Origin of the sequence: Salegentibacter tibetensis, assembly GCF_020164485.1 — a bacterium.
GTDB classification, from domain to species: domain Bacteria; phylum Bacteroidota; class Bacteroidia; order Flavobacteriales; family Flavobacteriaceae; genus Salegentibacter; species Salegentibacter tibetensis.
The window spans coordinates 137,454-158,363 of sequence record NZ_JAIQZA010000005.1 but is presented as its reverse complement, the minus strand read 5'-3'; the positions used below and the strand labels follow the sequence as shown (position 1 = coordinate 158,363).

At 36.8% G+C, this 20,910-nt stretch carries 21 protein-coding genes and 1 riboswitch; of the genes, 17 read left to right on the top strand and 4 right to left on the bottom strand.

The window, feature by feature from the left end; all coding sequences use genetic code 11:
- Nucleotides 1–2: 2 nt before the first annotated feature.
- From LB467_RS04290 to LB467_RS04275, 4 genes are read left to right on the top strand one after another with little or no spacing between them, the layout of a single operon-like run.
- Nucleotides 3–614, top strand: a complete 612-nt coding sequence (locus LB467_RS04290; protein WP_224472789.1) for an LUD domain-containing protein — start codon at nucleotides 3–5, stop codon at nucleotides 612–614.
- Nucleotides 615–617: 3 nt separating this feature from the next.
- Entirely contained in the window at nucleotides 618–1,421 is an 804-nt protein-coding gene (locus tag LB467_RS04285; RefSeq protein WP_224472788.1) for a phosphatidate cytidylyltransferase, read from the top strand.
- Complete coding sequence (locus LB467_RS04280; protein ID WP_224472787.1) at nucleotides 1,411–2,067, top strand: phosphatidylserine decarboxylase family protein; 657 nt, start codon at nucleotides 1,411–1,413, stop codon at nucleotides 2,065–2,067. The genes LB467_RS04285 and LB467_RS04280 overlap by 11 nt, the downstream gene beginning before the upstream one ends.
- 10 nt (nucleotides 2,068–2,077) lie before the next feature.
- Complete coding sequence (locus LB467_RS04275) at nucleotides 2,078–2,356, top strand: acyl-CoA-binding protein (RefSeq protein ID WP_224472786.1); 279 nt, start codon at nucleotides 2,078–2,080, stop codon at nucleotides 2,354–2,356.
- 26 nt (nucleotides 2,357–2,382) lie between these two features.
- Here LB467_RS04275 and LB467_RS04270 read toward each other — a convergent pair whose 3' ends face one another.
- Nucleotides 2,383–5,013: a valine--tRNA ligase gene (locus tag LB467_RS04270; RefSeq protein ID WP_224472785.1), complete on the bottom strand. Its 2,631-nt coding sequence runs from the start codon at nucleotides 5,011–5,013 to the stop codon at nucleotides 2,383–2,385.
- Nucleotides 5,014–5,149: 136 nt separating this feature from the next.
- On the opposite strand from LB467_RS04270, the gene LB467_RS04265 reads away from it, so the two are divergent.
- The 3 genes from LB467_RS04265 to murB all read left to right on the top strand — a co-directional run bounded on the left by LB467_RS04265 (nucleotide 5,150) and on the right by murB (nucleotide 8,007).
- Complete coding sequence (locus tag LB467_RS04265) at nucleotides 5,150–5,539, top strand: DUF1573 domain-containing protein (RefSeq protein WP_224472784.1); 390 nt, start codon at nucleotides 5,150–5,152, stop codon at nucleotides 5,537–5,539.
- A gap of 258 nt (nucleotides 5,540–5,797) precedes the next feature.
- Complete coding sequence (locus tag LB467_RS04260; protein WP_224472783.1) at nucleotides 5,798–6,988, top strand: pyridoxal phosphate-dependent aminotransferase; 1,191 nt, start codon at nucleotides 5,798–5,800, stop codon at nucleotides 6,986–6,988.
- Between the two features lie 5 nt (nucleotides 6,989–6,993).
- Nucleotides 6,994–8,007: a UDP-N-acetylmuramate dehydrogenase gene (gene murB / locus LB467_RS04255; protein WP_224472782.1), complete on the top strand. Its 1,014-nt coding sequence runs from the start codon at nucleotides 6,994–6,996 to the stop codon at nucleotides 8,005–8,007.
- A gap of 97 nt (nucleotides 8,008–8,104) precedes the next feature.
- A riboswitch (TPP riboswitch) is annotated at nucleotides 8,105–8,191 on the top strand.
- 134 nt (nucleotides 8,192–8,325) lie between these two features.
- Here the strand turns inward: murB and LB467_RS04250 are convergent.
- Nucleotides 8,326–8,946 carry a fasciclin domain-containing protein gene (locus LB467_RS04250; RefSeq protein WP_224472781.1) on the bottom strand — a complete coding sequence of 207 codons (621 nt, stop codon included), beginning with the start codon at nucleotides 8,944–8,946 and terminating at the stop codon, nucleotides 8,326–8,328.
- A gap of 234 nt (nucleotides 8,947–9,180) precedes the next feature.
- On the opposite strand from LB467_RS04250, the gene LB467_RS04245 reads away from it, so the two are divergent.
- From LB467_RS04245 to LB467_RS04220, 6 genes are all read left to right on the top strand, one after another.
- Nucleotides 9,181–9,387 carry a membrane or secreted protein gene (locus LB467_RS04245; RefSeq protein WP_224468959.1) on the top strand — a complete coding sequence of 69 codons (207 nt, stop codon included), beginning with the start codon at nucleotides 9,181–9,183 and terminating at the stop codon, nucleotides 9,385–9,387.
- Between the two features lie 5 nt (nucleotides 9,388–9,392).
- The gene (locus LB467_RS04240) at nucleotides 9,393–10,496 is read left to right on the top strand and encodes a glycosyltransferase (RefSeq protein WP_224472780.1); all 1,104 of its coding nucleotides are present in this window, start codon (nucleotides 9,393–9,395) and stop codon (nucleotides 10,494–10,496) included.
- Entirely contained in the window at nucleotides 10,487–11,053 is a 567-nt protein-coding gene (locus LB467_RS04235; protein WP_224472779.1) for an RNA polymerase sigma factor, read from the top strand. Before LB467_RS04240 ends, LB467_RS04235 begins: the two co-directional genes overlap by 10 nt.
- 79 nt (nucleotides 11,054–11,132) lie before the next feature.
- On the top strand, nucleotides 11,133–12,011 hold the full coding sequence (gene lipA, locus LB467_RS04230; RefSeq protein WP_224472778.1) for a lipoyl synthase: 879 nt from the start codon (nucleotides 11,133–11,135) through the stop codon (nucleotides 12,009–12,011).
- Between the two features lie 16 nt (nucleotides 12,012–12,027).
- Nucleotides 12,028–13,035 (top strand): type I glyceraldehyde-3-phosphate dehydrogenase, encoded by a 1,008-nt coding sequence (gap, locus tag LB467_RS04225; protein WP_224472777.1) that lies wholly within the window; start codon nucleotides 12,028–12,030, stop codon nucleotides 13,033–13,035.
- Nucleotides 13,036–13,076: 41 nt separating this feature from the next.
- On the top strand, nucleotides 13,077–15,299 hold the full coding sequence (locus tag LB467_RS04220; protein ID WP_224472776.1) for a hybrid sensor histidine kinase/response regulator: 2,223 nt from the start codon (nucleotides 13,077–13,079) through the stop codon (nucleotides 15,297–15,299).
- Between the two features lie 104 nt (nucleotides 15,300–15,403).
- Here the strand turns inward: LB467_RS04220 and lpxK are convergent, their stop codons facing one another.
- Nucleotides 15,404–16,408, bottom strand: a complete 1,005-nt coding sequence (lpxK, locus tag LB467_RS04215; protein WP_224472775.1) for a tetraacyldisaccharide 4'-kinase — start codon at nucleotides 16,406–16,408, stop codon at nucleotides 15,404–15,406.
- A gap of 98 nt (nucleotides 16,409–16,506) precedes the next feature.
- Between lpxK and LB467_RS04210 the strand changes: the two genes are divergently transcribed.
- The gene (locus tag LB467_RS04210; protein ID WP_224472774.1) at nucleotides 16,507–17,601 is read left to right on the top strand and encodes a Nif3-like dinuclear metal center hexameric protein; all 1,095 of its coding nucleotides are present in this window, start codon (nucleotides 16,507–16,509) and stop codon (nucleotides 17,599–17,601) included.
- A gap of 2 nt (nucleotides 17,602–17,603) precedes the next feature.
- Complete coding sequence (locus LB467_RS04205; protein WP_224472773.1) at nucleotides 17,604–18,383, top strand: zinc ribbon domain-containing protein; 780 nt, start codon at nucleotides 17,604–17,606, stop codon at nucleotides 18,381–18,383.
- Between the two features lie 122 nt (nucleotides 18,384–18,505).
- On the opposite strand, the gene LB467_RS04200 is transcribed toward LB467_RS04205, so the two are convergent.
- Nucleotides 18,506–19,147 (bottom strand): hypothetical protein, encoded by a 642-nt coding sequence (locus tag LB467_RS04200; RefSeq protein WP_224472772.1) that lies wholly within the window; start codon nucleotides 19,145–19,147, stop codon nucleotides 18,506–18,508.
- 410 nt (nucleotides 19,148–19,557) lie between these two features.
- On the opposite strand from LB467_RS04200, the gene LB467_RS04195 reads away from it, so the two are divergent.
- Nucleotides 19,558–20,163, top strand: a complete 606-nt coding sequence (locus tag LB467_RS04195) for a hypothetical protein (RefSeq protein ID WP_224472771.1) — start codon at nucleotides 19,558–19,560, stop codon at nucleotides 20,161–20,163.
- A 4-nt stretch (nucleotides 20,164–20,167) separates the two neighbouring features.
- Nucleotides 20,168–20,830 (top strand): peptide-methionine (S)-S-oxide reductase MsrA, encoded by a 663-nt coding sequence (gene msrA, locus LB467_RS04190; RefSeq protein ID WP_224472770.1) that lies wholly within the window; start codon nucleotides 20,168–20,170, stop codon nucleotides 20,828–20,830.
- Nucleotides 20,831–20,910 lie beyond the last annotated feature (80 nt).

Below are 20,910 nucleotides of genomic sequence, written 5' to 3'. Positions count from 1 at the left end.
CTATGAGTCTATTTAGAAGATTTCTTAACCCTAAATCTAAATCAGACAAGAAACAGGAATCTCCTGAAAAAGCTGAGCGGGGTAAATACATGCCTGAGGTAAAGTTACCTACCGATGAACGCTTTATGCTCAATTTTAAAAATAACGGTGGTAAATTTCTTTATTGCGAAGACAATAAAGAATTGCAAGAAGCTTTTGACAATATCCTTCTGGAAAATGATTGGTATGAAAATGATTGCTTTTGCTTAGACCCCAATCTTCAGGATAAATTTAAAGGTTTCAATCTCAATTTTACCAGATCTGGTGCAGCGCCTTTTTTTCTATCAACCTGCGAATATTTAGTAGCCAACGATGGCTCGATCCTGATTTCCTCCAACCAGATAAAAGAATGCAAACTCAACGATTTACCAGATAACTTCGTTATTATATCTTCCACAAGCCAATTAATCGATACTATTGGCGAAGGCCTTCGCGGCATTAAATTCAGAAACAAACAGCGAATTCCTTCTAATATTACTACCATCAAAAATTTTGAAACTCAAAAAGAAGGAGATTTTATGAGCTATGGAAGTAGCACAAAAAACCTATATTTGCTCCTGCTGGAAGATTTATAACACATGAGGGAAGCAATTATTAGAGCTATTTCAGGATTATTGTATGTATCGATATTGGTTGCTTCCATACTTTCTTCAGAGCTTATTTTCATCAGTTTATTTTATCTTTTGGGTCTCGTTTGCCTTATTGAGATGCAAAAACTTTTGCACTTAAAAAGTTATGCGCTTTATGCAGTACAGGCGTTACTTTTTTACCTTTTCAGTTATCTAAAATTCAATCAGGATGCCACTATTCTCCTGCTTTTTATAACGATTTTTGTAAACTTATTCCTGGTAAAAGATTTACTGGTAGTTAGAAAAATTCCAGTCTTTGAAAAGAAGAAATACATTATTATAATTTTTTACCTTATCTCTTCGGTTATTTTCCTTACGCTTATTCCAACCATAGAAGGCGTTTTTATTCCGAAACTGGTAGTAGGGATTTTTATTCTCATTTGGACTAATGATACTTTTGCTTATATTGTTGGTAAGAATTTTGGAAATAAAAAGCTCTTTGAACGAATTTCTCCCAACAAAACGGTGGAAGGTTTCCTGGGCGGACTTGTTTTTAGTGCTATAGCCAGTTTTTTTATTTTCTACTACACCCAGTTCCTCACCTTTACCATCTGGCTTGGAATGGCTGTAATACTTAGTATTTTCGGGACATTGGGAGATCTAATTCAATCAAAATTCAAACGGCAGGCCGGTGTAAAAGACAGCGGAAGCCTCATGCCGGGGCACGGCGGATTATTTGATAGATTGGATAGTATTATTTTTTCGAGCCCATTTGTATATGCTTATCTATATATTCTAGATTATGTTTCATAAAGAAGGTTATAAAATTATGGCGATAGCGGCTTTGCTGCTTATCGCAATAAACGTGGTTTCTTATTCGTTAATAAATACATACTGGGTGAAATTTGCCATCCTGGTAGTCACGATAATATTATTTTTACTTATCGTCCAGTTCTTTAGAAATCCTAAACGGCAAACTGTTTTAAATGATGCTAATGTGGTAGCTCCTGTAGACGGAAAAGTTGTTGCTATTGAAGAAGTGGAAGAAAAAGAGTATTTTAAAGACAGACGGCTGCAGGTTTCTATTTTTATGTCTCCAATAAATGTGCACGTAACAAGACATCCAATTGGCGGAAAAGTAAAATACAGTAAATACCATCCCGGAAAATTTTTGGTTGCCTGGCATCCAAAATCCAGTGAAGAGAATGAGAGAACTACCGTTGTAGTAGAAAACAATATTGCCGGCGAAGTTTTATATAGACAAATTGCCGGTGCGATGGCAAAAAGAATTGTAAACTATGCTGAAGTTGGCACCGAAGTTATTCAGGGTAGTGACAGCGGGTTTATAAAATTTGGATCCAGGGTAGATGTTTTTCTACCATTAGATACACCGGTTTTGGTTAAGCTTAATCAGAAAGTGAAAGGTGGGCTAAGTGTAATAGCCAATATTGAAGAATAAGCAAAACGTTATGCCTGAAACAACAGATGAAAAATTTTTAAAAGCCTATGAAATGGCCAGCAAAACAGATCAAAAGTTTGCGCCAGATGTTATGCTTCATTTCTATGCTTATTTCAAAAGAGCCACTCAAGCTAACGGGTTCTACATCCCGCCTTCTAACAACGAGGGTGATTTAAGGGATGCTTTTAAAACCAATGCCTTATTGCAGGTTAAGGATCTCACTAAGCAGGAAGCTCGGGAAAAATATGTTGAACTCGTAGAAGAACATATTGGCGAAGTAACTGGATAATTGCCCCGCCAAAATCTCCCTTTAATTTATTTCAGACTTTTTAAGCTGGCCTTTATCGCTTCTATTTTAGCTTCGGCGTCAGCTTGTTTAGCTTTCTCAATTGCCACGACTTTATCTGGCGCATTATTTACAAAACGCTCGTTAGATAATTTCTTCTCTACAGATTTCAAGAAACCCTCATTGTATTTTAATTCTTCTTCCAACTTTTCAATTTCAGCTTCCACATCTATAGATCCCGCAATAGGAATAAAATATTCGTTAGATTTTACACGGAAAGAAAGCGCACCCTCAACCTGTTTATCTACATAAGCAAAATCGTTTATATTTCCCATTTTTAAGATTACGGGATCAAATAATTCTGAAGTCTTTTCATTGTTCATCACCATAAGGTCTATGGTGTTTTTAAATGAAATATTCTTTTCTTTTCTAATTTTTCTAATTCCCGCAATAACTTCTGAAGCCAATGCAAATTCACTGATTATTTCTTCATTGAAATCCTTAAGTTCCGGCCACTTTGCTACGATCAAGGCTTCTGCAGGGGTTCTTTCGGTAATTTCCTGCCAGATCTCTTCGGTTACAAAAGGCATAAAAGGATGAAGGACTTTTAAGTTATCCTCCAAAATTTCAATTACAGCTTTGTAGGTTGTAGCATCCATAGGCTGCCCGTAAGCGGGTTTCACCATTTCGAGAAACCATGAACAGTAATCGTCCCAAACCAGCTTGTATGTACTCATTAAAGCATCACTCATACGGTATTTAGAATAATGATCTTCAATTTCAGCAAGGGTTTTCCGGAATCTCGCTGTGTACCAGTCTATCGCGATTTTAGAAGTTTCGTCCTGTTCTTTTTCTTCGGAAACCTCCCAGCCTTTTACCAGCCTGAAAGCATTCCATATTTTATTTGAAAAGGCACTCCCCTGCTTACACAGGTCTTCTTCAAACATTAAATCGTTTCCGGCGGGAGAACTCAGTAACATTCCTACCCTTACGCCATCGGCGCCATATTGTTCAATCAACCCAAGAGGATCTGGTGAATTTCCCAGGGATTTAGACATTTTTCTACGTTGCTTGTCACGAACAATACCGGTTAGATATACGTTTTTAAAAGGTCTTTCACCTCGATATTCATACCCGGCCATAATCATTCGTGCTACCCAGAAAAACAAAATTTCAGGTGCGGTAACAAGATCGTTGGTAGGATAATAATATTTAATTTCCTCATTTTCCGGCTCCAAAATCCCGTTAAAAACGCTCATTGGCCATAACCAGGACGAGAACCAGGTATCCAGCGCATCTTTATCCTGAATTAATTCTTCAGCCTTTAAACTTGCATTCCCGGATTTCTTACGGGCTTTTTCCAAAGCTTCTTCAGCAGTTTCAGCAACTACAAAATCCTCTTTTCCACTTCCGAAGAAATAAGCAGGGATCTGTTGTCCCCATAGGAGCTGACGCGAGATATTCCAGTCGCGCACATTTTCCATCCAGTGTTTATAGGTATTCAGGAATTTATCAGGAACCAGGTTAATTTCATCCCCAACCACGGCATCAATAGCCGGTTTGGCCAGTTCTTTCATTTTCAAAAACCACTGATCGCTCAATTTTGGTTCAATAACCGCACCGGTACGCTCACTGGTTCCTACTTTATTAGTATGCTCTTCAGTTTTGGTGAGCACACCCATTTCCTTTAATTCTTCAACAATTTCTTTTCTCGCCTGGAACCTGTCTTTTCCTTCATAATGCATTCCGTAGGCATTTAGGCTGGCATCGTCGTTTAAAATATCTATAACTTCAAGATTGTGTTTATCTCCAAGCATTTTATCATTCTCATCGTGTGCGGGAGTAACTTTTAAGCAACCGGTACCAAACTCCACATCTACATATTCGTCTTCAATGATTGGGATTACGCGATTGCAAATAGGCACGATTGCTTTTTTACCTTTTAAATGCGTAAAACGCTCGTCGTTTGGATTAATACAAATTGCAGTATCCCCCAGAATTGTCTCAGGACGGGTGGTGGCGATGGTTAAAACCTCATCACTGCCTTCTACTTTATAATTCAGGTAATAAAGATTTCCCTGCTTTTCCAGGTGAATAACTTCCTCATCAGAAAGAGTGGTTTTTGCTACAGGATCCCAGTTTACCATTCGGTAACCCCGGTAAATAAGGCCTTTTTCGTATAAATCAACAAAAACCTTAATTACTGAAGCTGACATATTTTCATCCATCGTAAACTTCGTACGTTCCCAGTCGCAGGAAGCTCCCAGCTTTTTTAACTGCTCAAGGATAATTCCTCCGTGCTTATGCGTCCATTCCCAGGCGTGCTGTAGAAATTCCTCACGGCTAAGATCGTTTTTATCAATTCCCTCAGCCTTTAATTTCGCTACCACTTTTGCTTCAGTCGCAATAGAGGCGTGATCGGTTCCCGGTACCCAGCAGGCATTGAAGCCTTTTAATCTGGCACGTCTAACCAAAACATCCTGAATGGTATTATTCAGCATATGGCCCATATGTAAAACACCGGTCACGTTTGGTGGCGGGATTACAATGGTATAAGGCTCTCTCTCGTCTACTTCCGAATGAAAATACTTGTTTTCCATCCAGTAGTTATACCATTTATCTTCTACTTTTTTTGAATCGTATTGGGAAGCAATCGCCATATTGGTCTGGTTTTTGAAAAATAAAGGCAAAAGTAATTATAACTTAAGGATTATAAAAGAAGTTGATTTGAATATAATTTTGAGCATACATCATTTCAGCTTATCTTTACCTTTCGTTTATTAAAAACCAGAAATTATGAAAAAGTTAATTGCTATTGCCATTTTTGTTGTTGCCGGTCTGGGTACTGCAGTGGCACAGGAAACAGCCAAAATAGAATTCAAGAGTGAAACTATTGATTATGGCGAAATAAAAAAAGGAAGTGATGGCGTTAGGGTATTTGAATTCACCAACACCGGAAATGTTCCATTGGTTATTGCCAATGTAACTTCAAGTTGCGGATGTACCATCCCTAAAAAGCCTGAAGATCCTATTCAACCGGGAGAAACCGGTGAAATCGAGGTGAAATACGACACCAAACGTGTTGGACCAATTAGAAAAACGGTTACCGTTTATTCTAATGCCGATGAGCCTACAAAAGCGCTTAAAATTAAAGGTAGAGTTATCGAAGACGATAGCAGCCGTTAATTTTTAAGCTTAAAAACTAAGAAAAGGCCGTTTGAAATGTTTTATAAACGTCATCCTGAACTTGTTTCAGGATCTAAGATATTAGAAGCTGAAACAAGTTCAGCTTGACGGAGATAGAATATTCAAACGGCTTTTTTACGCCTATAAATTTAGAATTAAACCAAAAAATGCAATTTAAGATCTAGCCAATTATAACGTAAAATAGGCTTAGAATCTTACAGGAATTTTGCATTTTTGCACTTTATTAAAAACAATCTCATGCCAAGTATTTCAAACAAGGGGCGTAATATGCCCGAATCTCCAATAAGAAAATTAGTTCCTTTTGCTGAAGCAGCTGTAAAAAAAGGAAAAAAAATATACCAGTTAAATATTGGGCAACCAGATATTGAAACGCCTAAAGCAGCTTTGGACGCTGTAAAGAATAACGATATCGATGTTCTTTCTTACAGTCATTCTGCTGGTTTTGAATCTTATAGAACCAAATTGGCCAAATATTACCGTAAAAATGATATCCCGGTAGATGCTGAAGATATTATCATCACCACCGGAGGTTCAGAAGCTTTGTTATTTGCTATGGGAAGCATAACCGACCCGGGAGATGAAGTTATTATCCCGGAGCCTTTTTATGCCAATTATAATGGTTTTGCAACGGCATCAGGAGTACAAATAGTTCCTATTAAAGGATCTCTCGAAGATAATTTTTCACTTCCGGCAATTTCAGAATTTAAAAAACTAATTACCGACAAAACTAAAGCGATTTTACTTTGTAACCCCGGAAATCCGACCGGTTATCTTTATACGCGTGAAGAAATTCAACAGTTAGCAGATCTAGCCCTTAAGCACGATCTGTTTATTGTTGCCGATGAAGTTTACCGTGAATTCGCTTACGATGGTGTAAAACATCATTCTATTATGAGCATTCCCGGCCTGGAACAAAATGCCATAATGGTAGATTCTGTTTCTAAGCGCTATAGTATGTGCGGTGCCAGAATTGGTTGCCTGGTTTCCAAGAATAAAGAGGTAATGACCGCCGCAATGAAATTTGCTCAGGCAAGATTAAGTCCGCCTACTTTTGCTCAAATAGCTGCCGAAGCTGCGTTAGATACTCCAGATGAATATTTTGAAGAAGTAAACAAGGAATATACCGAAAGAAGAAATCTTTTAATTGAAGGTTTAGAAAAAATTCCTGGTATAAAAGTAGCGAAACCAAAAGGTGCGTTTTACTGTATCGCTGAACTACCTGTAGAAAACGCCGACAAATTTGCCCAGTGGTTACTGGAGGATTTTCAACATAATAATGAAACAGTAATGGTAGCTCCTGCCGCCGGTTTTTATTCTACACCCAACACAGGGATGAACCAGGTTAGGATTGCGTATGTTTTGAAAAAAGAAAATATGGAAAAAGCCATTGAAATTCTTAAAATAGCCCTGGAAGAATACAATAAATAATTCTTATGCAGGTTGCTGAAAATTTTTCACTGAAAGAACATAATACTTTTGGAGTAGATGTTAAGGCCAGGAAATTTATCTCGGTACATTCTACCGAAGAACTACGTAATGTTTTACAGCAAACCTATGTTTCAGAAATTTTTGTACTGGGAGGCGGCAGTAATATGTTGCTTACCCAGAATATAGATAAAACCGTTATTCATATTGGCTTAAAGGGAATAGAACTTATTTCTGAAAGTCGGGATGAAGTGGTTTTAAAAGTTGGTGCCGGCGAAAACTGGCACCAATTTGTTCTTTATTGTATAGAAAAAGGTTACGGCGGGTTAGAAAACCTTTCTTTAATCCCAGGGAACGTAGGTACCGCACCGGTACAGAATATTGGGGCCTATGGCGTTGAACTTAAGGATACTTTTGAATCTTGCGAGGCTCTGCGCATTCAAACCCTCGAGATTGAAACTTTTAGTCTGGAAAAATGTGAATTCGATTATCGGAACTCTGTTTTTAAAGATAAACTGAAGGGAGAATATATTATCACTTCGGTTAATTTTAGATTAAGTAAAAGAAATCATCAATTAAGCACTTCTTACGGTGCGATTCAGGCTGAACTGGATAAAAATGAGATCAAAGAACCTACTATTAAAAATGTTTCGGATGCCGTGATAAGTATTCGGCAGGAAAAATTACCAGATCCAAGAGAACTGGGAAATAGCGGTAGCTTTTTTAAAAATCCGGTTATTAAAGAAACTGAATTCAAAAAACTACAAAAACAATTTCCTGAAATGCCATTTTATGCCTTGCAGGCAAATAACATTAAAATTCCTGCAGGTTGGTTAATAGATCAGGCCGACTTAAAAGGTTACCGTCAGGGAGATGCAGGGGTACATAAAAATCAGGCGCTGGTTTTAGTAAATTACGGGAACGCGACCGGGGAAGAAATTTTAGCTCTTTCTAAAGAAATTCAGGATAAGATCTATAAGAAATACAAGATCAAATTAGAACCGGAAGTAAACATATTTTAATTTCTGTAGGAAAAAAATTAACGTTCAACCTACAAAACAACACTCTTATTTGGCTTAAAATTAGCATTTTACGCCGAATAATAATCTTATCTTTATAAGATCAATATCGGGGTGCTTAGGCTGAGATATACCCGCAAAACCTGATCTGGTTAATTCCAGCGTAGGAAATATTGAATCTTAAAAGACTTTAGTGTCTTTTTTAGAGTGAGCTTCATTTTCCTTAGGGAAAATGAAGCTTTTTTATTTAAATAATTCCAAAAAAACCGCCGGCTAAATCGCCGGCGGATATATTACATCATCCAATATCTAAAATGCTATTTATGAAGCTTTTTTCTTCATAACAACACCATCAATCATATGAACTATACCATTTGAAGCCTCAATATCTGTAGCTATAATGATTGCTTTATTTCCATTTTCATCCTGAAGAACAATATTATCACCCTCCATCATGGCTTTAAGTTCTCCCCCGTCCATAGTAGAAAAGCTTGCCTCGCCGTCTCCATCCTCTATCATCTGGCTCAAATCTGAGGCTGTAATTTCGTCATCAACTACGTGATATTTTAGCACCGTGGCTAATTGATCTTTATTTTCGCTTTTCATCAATTCGTCCATAGTGGCCTGATCAACCTTTTCAAAGGCACTATTTGTAGGTGCAAAAACGGTATATGGACCTTCATTTTCAACAAAAGTAGCAACTAAATTTGCGTTTTGCAGCGCGCTTACTAAGGTACTCAAGGAATCGGTTGCCATTGCTTTAGCGGCAATACTGTTAGATTCCATTTCCATACGTTCTTCTTCAGCTTTCATTTCAGCCTGACGTTTGGCTTCTTCCTGCTCCATTTGTGCTTTTTCCTGTTCTTTTTTCTTAGAATCTTCGCAAGAAGTAAAACTGAAAGCAAATAAAGCCAGTAATATTAATACAATCTTGGTTTTCATAAATTTAGTTTTTAGTGGTTTAACCTATCTAATTTATTACCTAAACCTGACATAAACAGCGGTTTACGATTAAATTTTAGTTAAATTATGCAAAGCTTATGCTAATATGCCTATGGATTTTCCCAAACGTCAATTTATTGTTATTTTTGCAAATGTATTACCCGAAAAGGTTCGGGAATATGTTCCAAACAAAAAGTCTTATCTTAAGAAAGAGGCTTTAGAAAAAAGATAGCTATGCAATTATTATTAATAACAATTTTACTTTTAGGACTGGCATTTGCCGGAATCGCCATAAAAATATGGGGAAAGAAAGACGGTAAATTTGCAGGAACCTGCGCCAGCCAAAGTCCGTTTCTAAATAAAGAAGGGGAAGCCTGCAGTTTCTGTGGGAAATTACCCGATGAAATGTCTGATTGCTCAGGGGAAAAGAAGGCTAATTAGATTAAATGGCAACACTTCTACTGGGATTTTTCTTTTTATTTTCCTTAATTATATTGGCCTTTTACCTGGCCTTCTTCTCGTTTGCAGGAGATAAAAGTAAAATTCCAGGTACGGTGAATTTGCCGGTTTCGGTTATTGTTTGTGCAAAAAATGAAGCCGAAAACCTTAAAAACTTCCTCCCTCCTATTCTCGATCAAAATTACCCCGATTATGAAGTTATTATTATTAATGATGCTTCAGTAGATAAAACCTTAGAAGTTATTGAAAACTTCCAGGCACTTGATGGTAGAGTGAAACTGGTAAATGTTCAAAATAATGAAGCTTTTTGGGCAAATAAAAAGTACGCACTCACCCTTGGGATTAAAAAAGCCAAAAATGCATATCTAATCTTTACCGATGCAGATTGCGCGCCGCAAAGCCGAAACTGGATTACGCATATGGCTTCTGGATTTCAGGAAGAAAAAAGTATTGTTTTAGGTTATGGAGGCTATTTTAAAAACAGCAGTTCACTACTAAATAAACTCATTCGCTTTGAAACCTTGCTCACTGCAATTCAATATTTTTCCTATGCAAAATTGGGAAATCCTTATATGGGTGTAGGCAGGAACCTTGCTTATACTTCCAAACAATTTTACGATCAAAAAGGATTTGCAAGTCATTTACACCTGCGATCTGGCGACGATGATCTTTTTGTGAACGAAGGCGGAAATGAAAACAACACCTTTATATGTCATCATCCTGAAGCCAGCACGCGAAGTATTCCGAAAAAAGATTTAAAATCCTGGCTTCATCAAAAAAGAAGACATGCTTCAGTGGCAGGATTTTATAAAATAAAAGACAAAATTTTACTGGGATTATTTTATGCTTCCCGATTCTTTTTCTGGATCTTACTGGCTGTTTTATTAATACTTCAGTATCAATGGCAAATGGTTTTAGGGGTTACAGGTCTGGTTTTGTTGGTTCAGGCAATAGTTTACGCTAAATCGGCACAAAAACTTCAGGAGACCGATGTGGTTTGGTTATTTCCGTTTTTAGAGGTATTTTTAATATTTACCCAATTTGGCATATTTATAGCAAACAGCGTTTCAAAACCTACGCATTGGAAATAAATCAGGAATTGCTTCTTACCAAAATTAAGGCCGCCAAAAACGGGAGCCAGTTAGCTTTTAATTATTTGCTGGATACTTTCTGGGATAACGTCTACGGATTTCAGCTTAAAAAAACCGGAAACGAATATGAATCTGAAGATATTACCATTCAAACCTTTTCCAAAGCTTTTAAAAAGATTGATACTTTTGATGAAGATTATTCTTTTAACACCTGGCTTATTGCCATTTCAAAGAATATTCACGTAGATATGCTTCGGAAGAATAAGTCTTCTATCAGGTCTCAAACTACTTCAGATCAAAATGAAAAAGTTTACCGCATTGCTGATGAAACCCCTACCATTGAAGACAAACTGATTAGTGAGCAGCATTTAGCGCAATTGCTCACCGATATTAAACAACTGAAGCCACATTACCAGGAAGTGATCAACCTCAGGTATTTTCAGGAGAAATCTTATAAAGAGATCGCCGAAAGCCTGGATGAACCTATGAATAATGTGAAAATTAAACTTCTGAGAGCCAAAAAGTTACTCGCCGATATTATTGAAGGCCGAAAATAGATGTAAGTTATCACCGACTTAACAGTCTAATTTATGCAGTTCATTAGATTATTGTATCTTTGAGACCTAGATTTTTGCTATGAGTACAGACACTATAAGCCCCGTAAAAGAAAAGCCAAAAGCCAAACCAAAATGGTTAAGGGTAAAACTTCCAACCGGTAAAAAATATACCGAACTTCGAAGCCTGGTAGACAAATATGATTTACATACCATTTGTACTTCGGGAAGCTGCCCAAATATGGGTGAATGTTGGAGTGAAGGTACCGCTACCTTTATGATTTTAGGGAATGTTTGTACCCGTTCCTGCGGATTTTGCGGTGTAAAAACCGGCCGCCCGGAAACGGTAGACTGGGATGAACCCGAAAAAGTAGCCCGTTCTATTAAAATAATGGGCATTAAGCATGCCGTCGTAACCAGTGTAGATCGCGACGATCTTAAAGATATGGGATCTATAATTTGGGCTGAAACCGTAAAGGCCATTCGCAGAATGAACCCTGAAACTACTTTAGAAACACTTGTTCCCGACTTTCAGGGGAATGAGCGTAATTTAGATCGCATCGTAGAAGTTATGCCAGAAGTAGTGTCCCACAACATGGAAACCGTTAGAAGGTTGACTCGTGAAGTGAGGATTCAGGCAAAATACGATCGTAGTCTTGAGGTACTTCGCTACCTAAAGCAACAGGGAATTAACAGAACCAAATCTGGAATTATGCTCGGCCTGGGTGAAAAGGAAGACGAAGTAATCCAAACTCTGCATGACCTTAGAAGTGTGGATGTAGATGTGGTAACCATTGGCCAGTATCTGCAACCCAGCAAAAAGCACTTACCGGTAAAGCAATTTATCACTCCAGACCAGTTTAAGAAATACGAGGCTATTGGCCTTGATCTTGGATTCCGTCACGTAGAAAGTAGCGCCCTTGTTCGTTCTTCCTACAAAGCACACAAACATATCGACTAAGTTTTTCCTGAACTAAATGAATAAAAGCATCAATATTGCCATAAACGGTTTTGGCCGTATTGGGCGTAGCCTTTTTAGGCTTTTAATCGAAAATAAAAGCATAAAGGTTGTTGCAATAAACGACCTTGCCGATGCTAAAACCCTTGCACATTTACTAAAATACGATAGTATTCACGGCGTTTCCCCCGCTGAAATTTTTTCTGAAGGAAATAATATTATCGTAAATGGCTTATCAATTCCACTATTAAATACGTCCCACCCAAAAAATACAGATTGGAGTAAATATAAAGTTGATACAGTAGTAGAATCTACCGGAAAATTTAAAACTTCAAAAGATCTTCAGCATCATATTAATAATGGTGCGAAAAAAGTGATTTTATCTGTTCCCCCAGAAGACGATGAGATAAAAATGGTGGTCCTGGGAGTAAATGAGCATATTCTTGACGGTAGTGAGAAAATAATTTCGAACGCCAGCTGCACCACCAATAATGCAGCTCCGATGCTAAAATTAATTCATGAAAACTTTAAGGTAGAGCAGGCATATATTACTACGATACATTCTTATACTTCAGACCAAAGTCTGCACGATAAGCCTCATCGTGACCTAAGAAGAAGCCGGGCAGCGGGACAATCAATAATTCCTACCACTACAGGAGCAGCAAAAGCCTTAACCGGTATTTTTCCCGATATTAGCGATGTTATTGGCGGCTGCGGAATTCGAGTGCCTGTACCGAATGGTTCTTTAACCGATATGACCTTAAATGTGAGTAAGGAAACCAGTATTGAGGCGATTAACGCGCTTTTTAAGAAAGCTTCAGAAACCTCCTTAAAAGGAATTCTTAGCTATACCGAAGATCCAATTGTTTCCATAGATATTAACAATAATCCGCATTCGTGTATTTTTGATGCGCAAATGACTTCTGTAATTAGTGGAAAATTAGTTAAAATTATTGGCTGGTATGATAATGAAATCGGATATTCGAGTCGTCTTATCGATTTAATTTCAATGATTAATGATAAATAGCTATATTTAACACGATTAAGCGTTTAGCTGAATTCCCCCGAATGAAGAACTTTACTTTTATACTACTTTTCGCATTTTGGTGCAATCTTTCCTATGCAATTCAGCAAGATGAAACCGAAGAAGTTGAAGTAGCCAATGAGAAAATTCAACAATTACTTAACGATGCTGAAGTTTCAGTAAATATGCTGGATTTTGACCATGCAATAGAGCAACTTAATTCATCCTTAGAACTTTCAAAATCAATAAACGATAAGCGTGCTATTGCCCTTTCCAGTAGTATTCTCGCCAAACTTTACTATTTAAGGCACGATTTTAATAAAGCTATTACTGAACTACAACGGGCAATTTCTATTCAAAGAGAAATTAACGATCAGGAAGGTTTGGCTTATAGTTATGTAAATTTCGCAAAAATTTTTATGGCTCAATTGGATAAAACAAGGGCCGATCGCTATTTAAATCTCGCTGAAGAGATCTATCTAAAACAGGATAACCAAGTATACCTGGGAATCGTAGATTTAAACCGGGCAATTATAGTTCTCAATACTCAAAATCAGCCAAGGCAGGCACTAAGCTTTCTTGAGAGAGCAAAAAACAGACTCTCTAATTCTAACAAGCTATATGAACTGTCGCGACTTTACTACTATACTGCCCGTGCTCATTTAAAATTGAAAAATCACGAATTGGCCGAAGAAAATAGTAGACTGGTTCTTGATATTGCTTACGCTCAAAATTTTGGAGGGATGATTATGACTGCCAATAATCTACTGAGCCAAATACGCGAAGAAACCGGGGACTTTAAATCTTCCTTAGCCTTTCTTCAAAAAAGCAATGCCCGTAAAGATTCTATTATTGCAATGAATAAAGAAGTGCTGGCAGAACAGGCGAACGCTAAATATGGTGTAGATGCATTACAAAGCAGTTTAAATGAATTAAGTCTTCAAAATGCCGAGCAGGAAAGAAATTTAAAGGTGAATAAACTTACTACCATCCTGAGTGTAGCGCTTATCACTATTCTATCCCTCCTAACGCTTTCTTTATACAAAAACAACAACTTAAGGGCCCGTGCCAACGAGTTGCTTCAAAAGAAAAATACCGAGTTGACCAAAGCCAAAGAAAATGCCGAAAAAGCTTCCCTGGCCAAGGCGCAATTTCTATCTACTATTACTCACGAGTTAAGAACTCCTTTATATGCGGTAACCGGCCTCACACACTTGTTGTTAGAAGAGAGCCCTACCGAAAATCAAAAAGAACATCTTAATTCGCTTAAATTCTCGGGAGAATATTTACTTTCCCTTATTAACAACATTCTGGATCTTAATAAACTTGAGGCCAATAAAGTGGAGATCATGGAAGCTTCTTTCGATCTTAAAAAACGGATTTCTGATGTGTTGGTAGCTCTAAAAAATTCAGCCGACGAAAAGAACACTAAAATACATTTTAATTTCGATGATACCATTCCGCAGGAATTAAAAGGAGATCCATTAAAAATATCTCAGATTCTTATAAACCTCATCGGGAATTCTATAAAATTTACCGAAGACGGGGATATATGGATTAATGTTTCCAATAATAGCCGGGAAGGAAATATCGTTTTACTGGATTTTGAAATTAAAGATAATGGTGAAGGTATTAGCAAGGAGAAACAAAAAGCCATTTTTGAGAATTTCACACAAGGCTCTACGCAAATTAACCGCAAATTTGGCGGTACGGGACTTGGACTTTCTATTGTAAAAAACCTGCTTAGTTTGCTGGGGAGTGAAATAGACTTAAAGAGCGAGCTAGGCAAAGGTTCTACATTTGCTTTTCAGTTGAAATTTGAAGCCAAGGAGGTTGAAAATAACAACAGTCCGCAAATCACAGAAGAAGCATCAGTTGAAGATAAATTAGAAGGTAAAAACATTCTTATTGTTGAAGACAATAAAATAAACCAGATGATTACCCGTAAGATTTTGCAAAAACAAGGGGTAATTTGTGAAGTTGCCGATAATGGAACTATTGCTATAGACAAGACCAAAGAAGAGGAATACGATCTTATTCTTATGGATATTCATATGCCGGGAATTAGCGGTATTGAAGCCACAAAAGAAATCAGGAAATTCAACTCTGAAATTCCTATAATCGCTCTAACCGCAGTAACTTTAGATGAGAATCTGGACGAGTTCTTTTTAAATGGATTTAGCGATATTATTCCGAAGCCTTATAAAACAGAAGAATTCTTTCTAAAAATTAACAGGCAGTTGGCACTTAAGGAAAGCACTGTTTAAACCTTTGGCATACGCTTTGTAAAACACTGGTTAATTGAATTATATATCGAAAAAACCATATATAGTTTGAATTAGCCAAAAGAAAAATGAGGTGTGAATTCACCTCATTTTTTATGCACAAATTTTAATATTTCCTGCTGAAATTTTACTTCTTTATTTAAAAATGCGGTCTTTACAGGTAAGTAGAATAGGCGTCCCATTTCAATTTTTTTATGCAGCCGTACGTAATCTTTTTCGGTGGTTAATAGAAGTTGCTCCTTTTTTAATTGCGCTATTTCAGCTTCGGTAAAATTGTGATGATCTTTAAACGCCCGGTGCTTAAAATCCAGTCCCATTTCTTCCAAATAATTTACAAGAGGCGACGGATTTGCAATTCCGGTAACAAGTGTAAATTTCTTATCCTTTAAACTGCTTAATTGTACTTTTTTTTCATCAGAAACAATTTCTTTATCGTAAGCAATAAAAGTAAAATAGAGTTTTTGATAATTCTGTAATCTGAGCCTACGCCTTATCGATTCCATTTCGGGCTTTGTGAGTTTTGGAGGACACTTGGTGACAATAACTATTTTAGCCCGGTCAGCTCCAACAGTTGGTTCGCGCAAATATCCTGTAGGCAGCATAAAATCATTCACATAAAGATCTGTATAAGCCGTGAGTAAGATATTAAGTCCCGCTTTAACTTTTCTATGCTGAAAAGCATCGTCCAGCAATATAATTTCAGCATTTTCCTCCTGAAGTTTTGCAATTCCGTTTTGCCTATCGGCATCTACAGCGATTATGGCTTCACTAAACTTTCTTTTAAATTGCAAAGGCTCATCCCCTACTTCATTTGTGCTCTCCCTTCCACTTAGTATTTTATAGCCTTTGGTGGTACGTTTATAGCCCCTGCTTAAAGTCGCTACCTTGAAATCTGGCAGTAGAAAATTCATCAAATATTCTATCATTGGTGATTTTCCGGTTCCTCCTGTATTCAGGTTCCCTACACAAATTACAGGAAAGTTATAGGCTTTAGATTTTAGAATTCCGGAGTTATAAAACAAATTCCTGGTCCAGATGATAAAACCATACATTAAAGAAAAAGGAAATAGCATTTTTCGTAAAATCGTCATAAAGGGCGGGCTATAATAATTATATTTGAAGTTGGTCTACAACTACTACGAAATTAATAAAAACCGACCTGCTACGTTTATAAAAACCAAAAAACAAGATGCTTGTAAGAGAAATTATTGATATAATTGAAGAATTTGCACCAGCTGCTTACGCCGAAGATTTTGACAATGTAGGCCTTTTGGTTGGTGATAAAAACACAACTGTAACCGGTGCGCTTATCACTTTAGACACTTTAGAAAGTGTAGTAGACGAAGCCATTGAGAAAAATTGCAACCTAATTGTTAGTTTTCATCCCATCATATTCTCGGGATTAAAAAAACTTACCGGAAAAGATTATGTAGAAAAAACAGTGATTAAAGCGATTAAAAACGATATCGCAATTTACGCCATTCATACCGCGCTGGACAATCAATATAAAGGCGTGAACGATATGATTTCTGAAAAAATAGGCCTTAAAAACCGGCAGATCTTAATTCCGCGGAAAGACAGTATAAAAAAACTTATCACTTTTGTCCCAAATGACCAGGCTGCAGAAGTTAGAAAAGCACTTTTTGAGGTCGGTGGAGGGAGCATTGGAAATTATGATAATTGTAGTTTTAATCTAAAAGGAGAGGGCAGCTTTAAACCCAATGAAGAAGCCAATCCCGTAATTGGCAAACGCGGGGAAGTACATCTGGAAGAAGAAACTCAAATAGGACTTATTTATCCCTCGCATTTGGAGAAAAACCTACTTGAGGCTCTTTTTAGCTCCCATCCTTATGAAGAAGTAGCATATGAAGTAAGTACACTAAATAATAAAAACCAGCATTTGGGAATGGGAATGATTGGAGAATTGGAATCTCCCGAAGATGAAAAAAGCTTTTTAAACCGTATAAAAAGTGAATTTAATTGTGGTTGTATAAGGCATTCTGAATTGCGTGACAAACCCATTAAAAAGGTAGCGGTTTTAGGAGGTAGCGGTAGTTTTGCCATTAACCAGGCAAAAGCTGCCGGGGCTGATATTTATCTTACTGCCGATCTAAAATATCACGACTTTTACAAAGCCGATAAAGACTTTATTTTAGCCGATATTGGCCACTATGAAAGTGAGCAATACACAAAAGATTTATTACATTCTTATCTTACAAAAAAAATTAGTAATTTTGCACTTATTTTAGGAGAGACAAACACCAATCCAATCAAGTATATATAACTATGGCAAAAAAGAACGATGTTACTGTAGAAGACAAGTTAAGAGCGTTGTACGACCTTCAACTGGTTGATTCCAGAATTGATGAAATAAGGAACGTACGCGGTGAGCTTCCGTTAGAAGTGGAAGATTTGGAAGATGAAGTAGCCGGATTGAGCAAGCGTTTGGACAAAATGGATGCCGATATTGAGGTAATCGAGAACGACATAAAGAGTAAGAAAAATCTTATTGATGAGTCTAAAGTGACCATGAAAAAGTATGCTGAGCAGCAAAAAAATGTGCGTAACAACCGCGAATTTAATGCGCTTAGCAAGGAAGTTGAATTCCAGGAACTGGAAATAGAACTTGCCGAGAAACACATCAAAGAATACCGGGCTCAAATTGAGCAGAAAAAAGAGGTGATCGACCAGACTAAAGGACGTCTTGAAGAAAGGAAAAAACACCTGGAACATAAAAAAGGCGAACTTAACGAGATCCTGGCCGAAACTGAAAAAGAAGAGCAGGCGCTTATCAAGAAATCTGCAGAATTCGAGAAGAATATTGAAGAACGCTTAGTAAATGCTTATAAAAGAATTAGAACCAACGTTAAAAACGGACTTGCAATTGTTCCTGTAGAACGAGGTGCTTCCGGAGGTTCTTACTTTACCATTCCACCACAGGTAATTATGGAAATTGCCGGTAGAAAAAAGATTATTACCGATGAGCATAGCGGGAGAATTCTTGTAGACGAAGAACTTGCAAAAGAAGAGCAGGAAAAAATGCAAAACCTTTTTGCCAAAGTTTAATCGGCGAAATTTGATATAATAACTAAAGCCTCCATTTGGGAGGCTTTTTTAGTTTAATTAATCTAATAATCAATCTGTGGTTTGACTGAACGAATTAATTTCAGGTATCTCACTTTTTATATTTAATCATGACATTCCAGCGAGCAGGCCTCAATTTCAGCAAACCATCCTTTTCCATTAGTTAACGCGACTGTAGGAACTCCATTGGTGTTAGAGCAAACCTCAAATGCTGCTCTACATTTTCCTACAAGCTCTTCCTGCGAAAGTTCGATCATAGCACCTACAACAGGAGAAGGTTCATCCAGCATAGGATCTCCGTGCCACCTATTTGAAGAAGCATTCGCTTTGCCTGGCTTATACAATACTGACGAGAGCGTCTGGCCCGTACTAAATTCTACATCAAACTTTAAAAAACCGCTTTTTAATTCTTCAAAATTTGAGAATATTAAATATTCTTCTGTTTCAGGGTTAGTTACTGTTAGTCCTTCAATAGCATGTTTGCTGGTTGCCGCTGCTTCATATGATAATTCATTCAAGAACTTAAAGTTAAATTGTCTGTCATCATTTTCAAATTTGACTATCTCACCAGTCTTTTTAAAAATGTAGGTGGTCGATTCAATTTTAAGAAAGCCATTATTTTCTAACGCCAGCTCTTGCTCCAGTTCCGTGGAATCAATTGTAGTTTCTTCAGAGTCTGTACTGCAGGATTGAAGGCTAATTGTTAGCAGGATTATAACGGAAAGTAATTTTATTTTATCTTTCATTTTGATTTGGGTTAATTATTTACCTACTCTCTCGATTTTCGGTAAGTAAGTTCGCTCTCGGTTACTATTTTATTTTATGTCGATGTTCACTTTCGCATGTTCGACTTTGGATGGTGAGTCCTGTTTCCACCTATTTTTTTTTAAAGTTCACAGTATTATCAAGAAACTATTCTTTAGATCATATCCAAAACTTATTAATATTTATATAAATCTATAAAAATTTGTTAAATTAAAAGGGTATCATTTAATAAATCACACGATTTAAATTTAAAATTGATAAAAAGAAATTATCTCTTTCCTACAACCTCATTTATTTCTAGTTTTCAGGATGCAGCATTGATTAACAAGCTTTTCACATATTTAATCTATTTAAGGACTACCTTTATTTCTACTAACTAACCCCAATAATTATGAGATTTTATGCCAGTCTACTTTGTCTTTTGTTAGTTTTAGCATCCTGTAAAGACAAAGATAGAAGCGAGGAGAACGAGACTAGTTTTGAAACAGAACAGAGCGAAAATAACCGGACTTCTGAATCTAATTCTGAAAAATCAGATTCAGATATTACGTATAGCGAAAATGAAGAAGATGAATCCGTGGGATCATCCGATAAAGATTCTAACAAAAAACAGGAACATTCAGAAGCAATTACCTCAGGCTCCATTTATGTGAAAATGGACGAAAGCGATGCGAATTGCAGTTGTTACTGCATAGAATTTGACATGAGTAACAATACAGAATTATGCCTGTTAGAAGATAAAATGTATATAAACGCCAGGTATTCAAAATCTGGGAATAATGTAAATATATATTACGTGAGCCCATCAAATAAAAACACTAAGAAAGATCTTTCCTGGCAGGATTTTGATACTAATACTCCCATTGCAGTATTAAATCCCGGTGAAAATGACCAAATGGAATTAGATTGGAAAGGCTTTTACATTGATGGCGAACTCGCTATAGATTATGCCATTTATGGCAAAAAAACGCTTGAAGGAACCTATAAAAAACAATAATTTAATGAAACGATTTTTCTTACCTACATTTATTTTCTTACTGATTTCCTGCGGAAATAATGCTCAGCAAAAAACCGTCACTAAACCAGAAATAGCTAATGCCGATCCCGTGGAAGTTCCGGCAGAAAACGGATATGAAAAAGCTTATTTCGCCAGCGGATGTTTTTGGTGTGTAGAAGCTGTTTATGAAAGCATAAAAGGAGTGAAAGAATCGATTTCCGGATACGCAGGGGGGCATACTAAAAACCCTACTTACGAATCCAGCAATACCGGGAGAACCGGCCACGCTGAAGCTGTAGAAGTTATTTATGATCCAGAAGTGGTGAGTTTTGAAACTTTGGTAGAGGTTTATTTTGGTTCTCAAGATCCTACCCAGGTAAATGGGCAGGGTCCAGATATTGGTTCGCAGTACCGTTCAATTATTTTTTATCAGAATAAAGAACAAAAAGATATTATAAACAAGGTGAAGAATGAAGTAGCCAAAGATTACGAAAAATCAATTGCTGCCGAAATACTACCTTTTCAAAAATTTTGGATAGCTGAAGATTATCACCAGAATTATGAAAAGAACAATCCAAACAATCCTTATATTCAAAAGGTTTCTATTCCGAGATTGAATCGTTTTAAAGAAAAATTCCCTGAAATCCTCAAAGAAGGCTCGCATTAATTTCTGGCGATTAGTTTCTAATTAATTTTTTAATATTAAACATATTCAGCTTTATTTAATAGAGCTGAATATGTATTTTT

Bases quoted from the DNA above. Each gene is read 5' to 3' on its own strand.
- LB467_RS04290 (WP_224472789.1), top strand. From the start codon at position 3: ATGAGTCTATTTAGAAGATTTCTTAACCCTAAATCTAAATCAGACAAG.
- LB467_RS04285 (WP_224472788.1), top strand. From the start codon at position 618: ATGAGGGAAGCAATTATTAGAGCTATTTCAGGATTATTGTATGTATCG.
- LB467_RS04280 (WP_224472787.1), top strand. From the start codon at position 1,411: ATGTTTCATAAAGAAGGTTATAAAATTATGGCGATAGCGGCTTTGCTG.
- LB467_RS04275 (WP_224472786.1), top strand. From the start codon at position 2,078: ATGCCTGAAACAACAGATGAAAAATTTTTAAAAGCCTATGAAATGGCC.
- LB467_RS04270 (WP_224472785.1), bottom strand. From the start codon at position 5,013: ATGGCGATTGCTTCCCAATACGATTCAAAAAAAGTAGAAGATAAATGG.
- LB467_RS04265 (WP_224472784.1), top strand. From the start codon at position 5,150: ATGAAAAAGTTAATTGCTATTGCCATTTTTGTTGTTGCCGGTCTGGGT.
- LB467_RS04260 (WP_224472783.1), top strand. From the start codon at position 5,798: ATGCCAAGTATTTCAAACAAGGGGCGTAATATGCCCGAATCTCCAATA.
- murB (WP_224472782.1), top strand. From the start codon at position 6,994: ATGCAGGTTGCTGAAAATTTTTCACTGAAAGAACATAATACTTTTGGA.
- LB467_RS04250 (WP_224472781.1), bottom strand. From the start codon at position 8,946: ATGAAAACCAAGATTGTATTAATATTACTGGCTTTATTTGCTTTCAGT.
- LB467_RS04245 (WP_224468959.1), top strand. From the start codon at position 9,181: ATGCAATTATTATTAATAACAATTTTACTTTTAGGACTGGCATTTGCC.
- LB467_RS04240 (WP_224472780.1), top strand. From the start codon at position 9,393: ATGGCAACACTTCTACTGGGATTTTTCTTTTTATTTTCCTTAATTATA.
- lipA (WP_224472778.1), top strand. From the start codon at position 11,133: ATGAGTACAGACACTATAAGCCCCGTAAAAGAAAAGCCAAAAGCCAAA.
- gap (WP_224472777.1), top strand. From the start codon at position 12,028: ATGAATAAAAGCATCAATATTGCCATAAACGGTTTTGGCCGTATTGGG.
- LB467_RS04220 (WP_224472776.1), top strand. From the start codon at position 13,077: ATGAAGAACTTTACTTTTATACTACTTTTCGCATTTTGGTGCAATCTT.
- lpxK (WP_224472775.1), bottom strand. From the start codon at position 16,408: ATGACGATTTTACGAAAAATGCTATTTCCTTTTTCTTTAATGTATGGT.
- LB467_RS04210 (WP_224472774.1), top strand. From the start codon at position 16,507: ATGCTTGTAAGAGAAATTATTGATATAATTGAAGAATTTGCACCAGCT.
- LB467_RS04205 (WP_224472773.1), top strand. From the start codon at position 17,604: ATGGCAAAAAAGAACGATGTTACTGTAGAAGACAAGTTAAGAGCGTTG.
- LB467_RS04200 (WP_224472772.1), bottom strand. From the start codon at position 19,147: ATGAAAGATAAAATAAAATTACTTTCCGTTATAATCCTGCTAACAATT.
- LB467_RS04195 (WP_224472771.1), top strand. From the start codon at position 19,558: ATGAGATTTTATGCCAGTCTACTTTGTCTTTTGTTAGTTTTAGCATCC.
- msrA (WP_224472770.1), top strand. From the start codon at position 20,168: ATGAAACGATTTTTCTTACCTACATTTATTTTCTTACTGATTTCCTGC.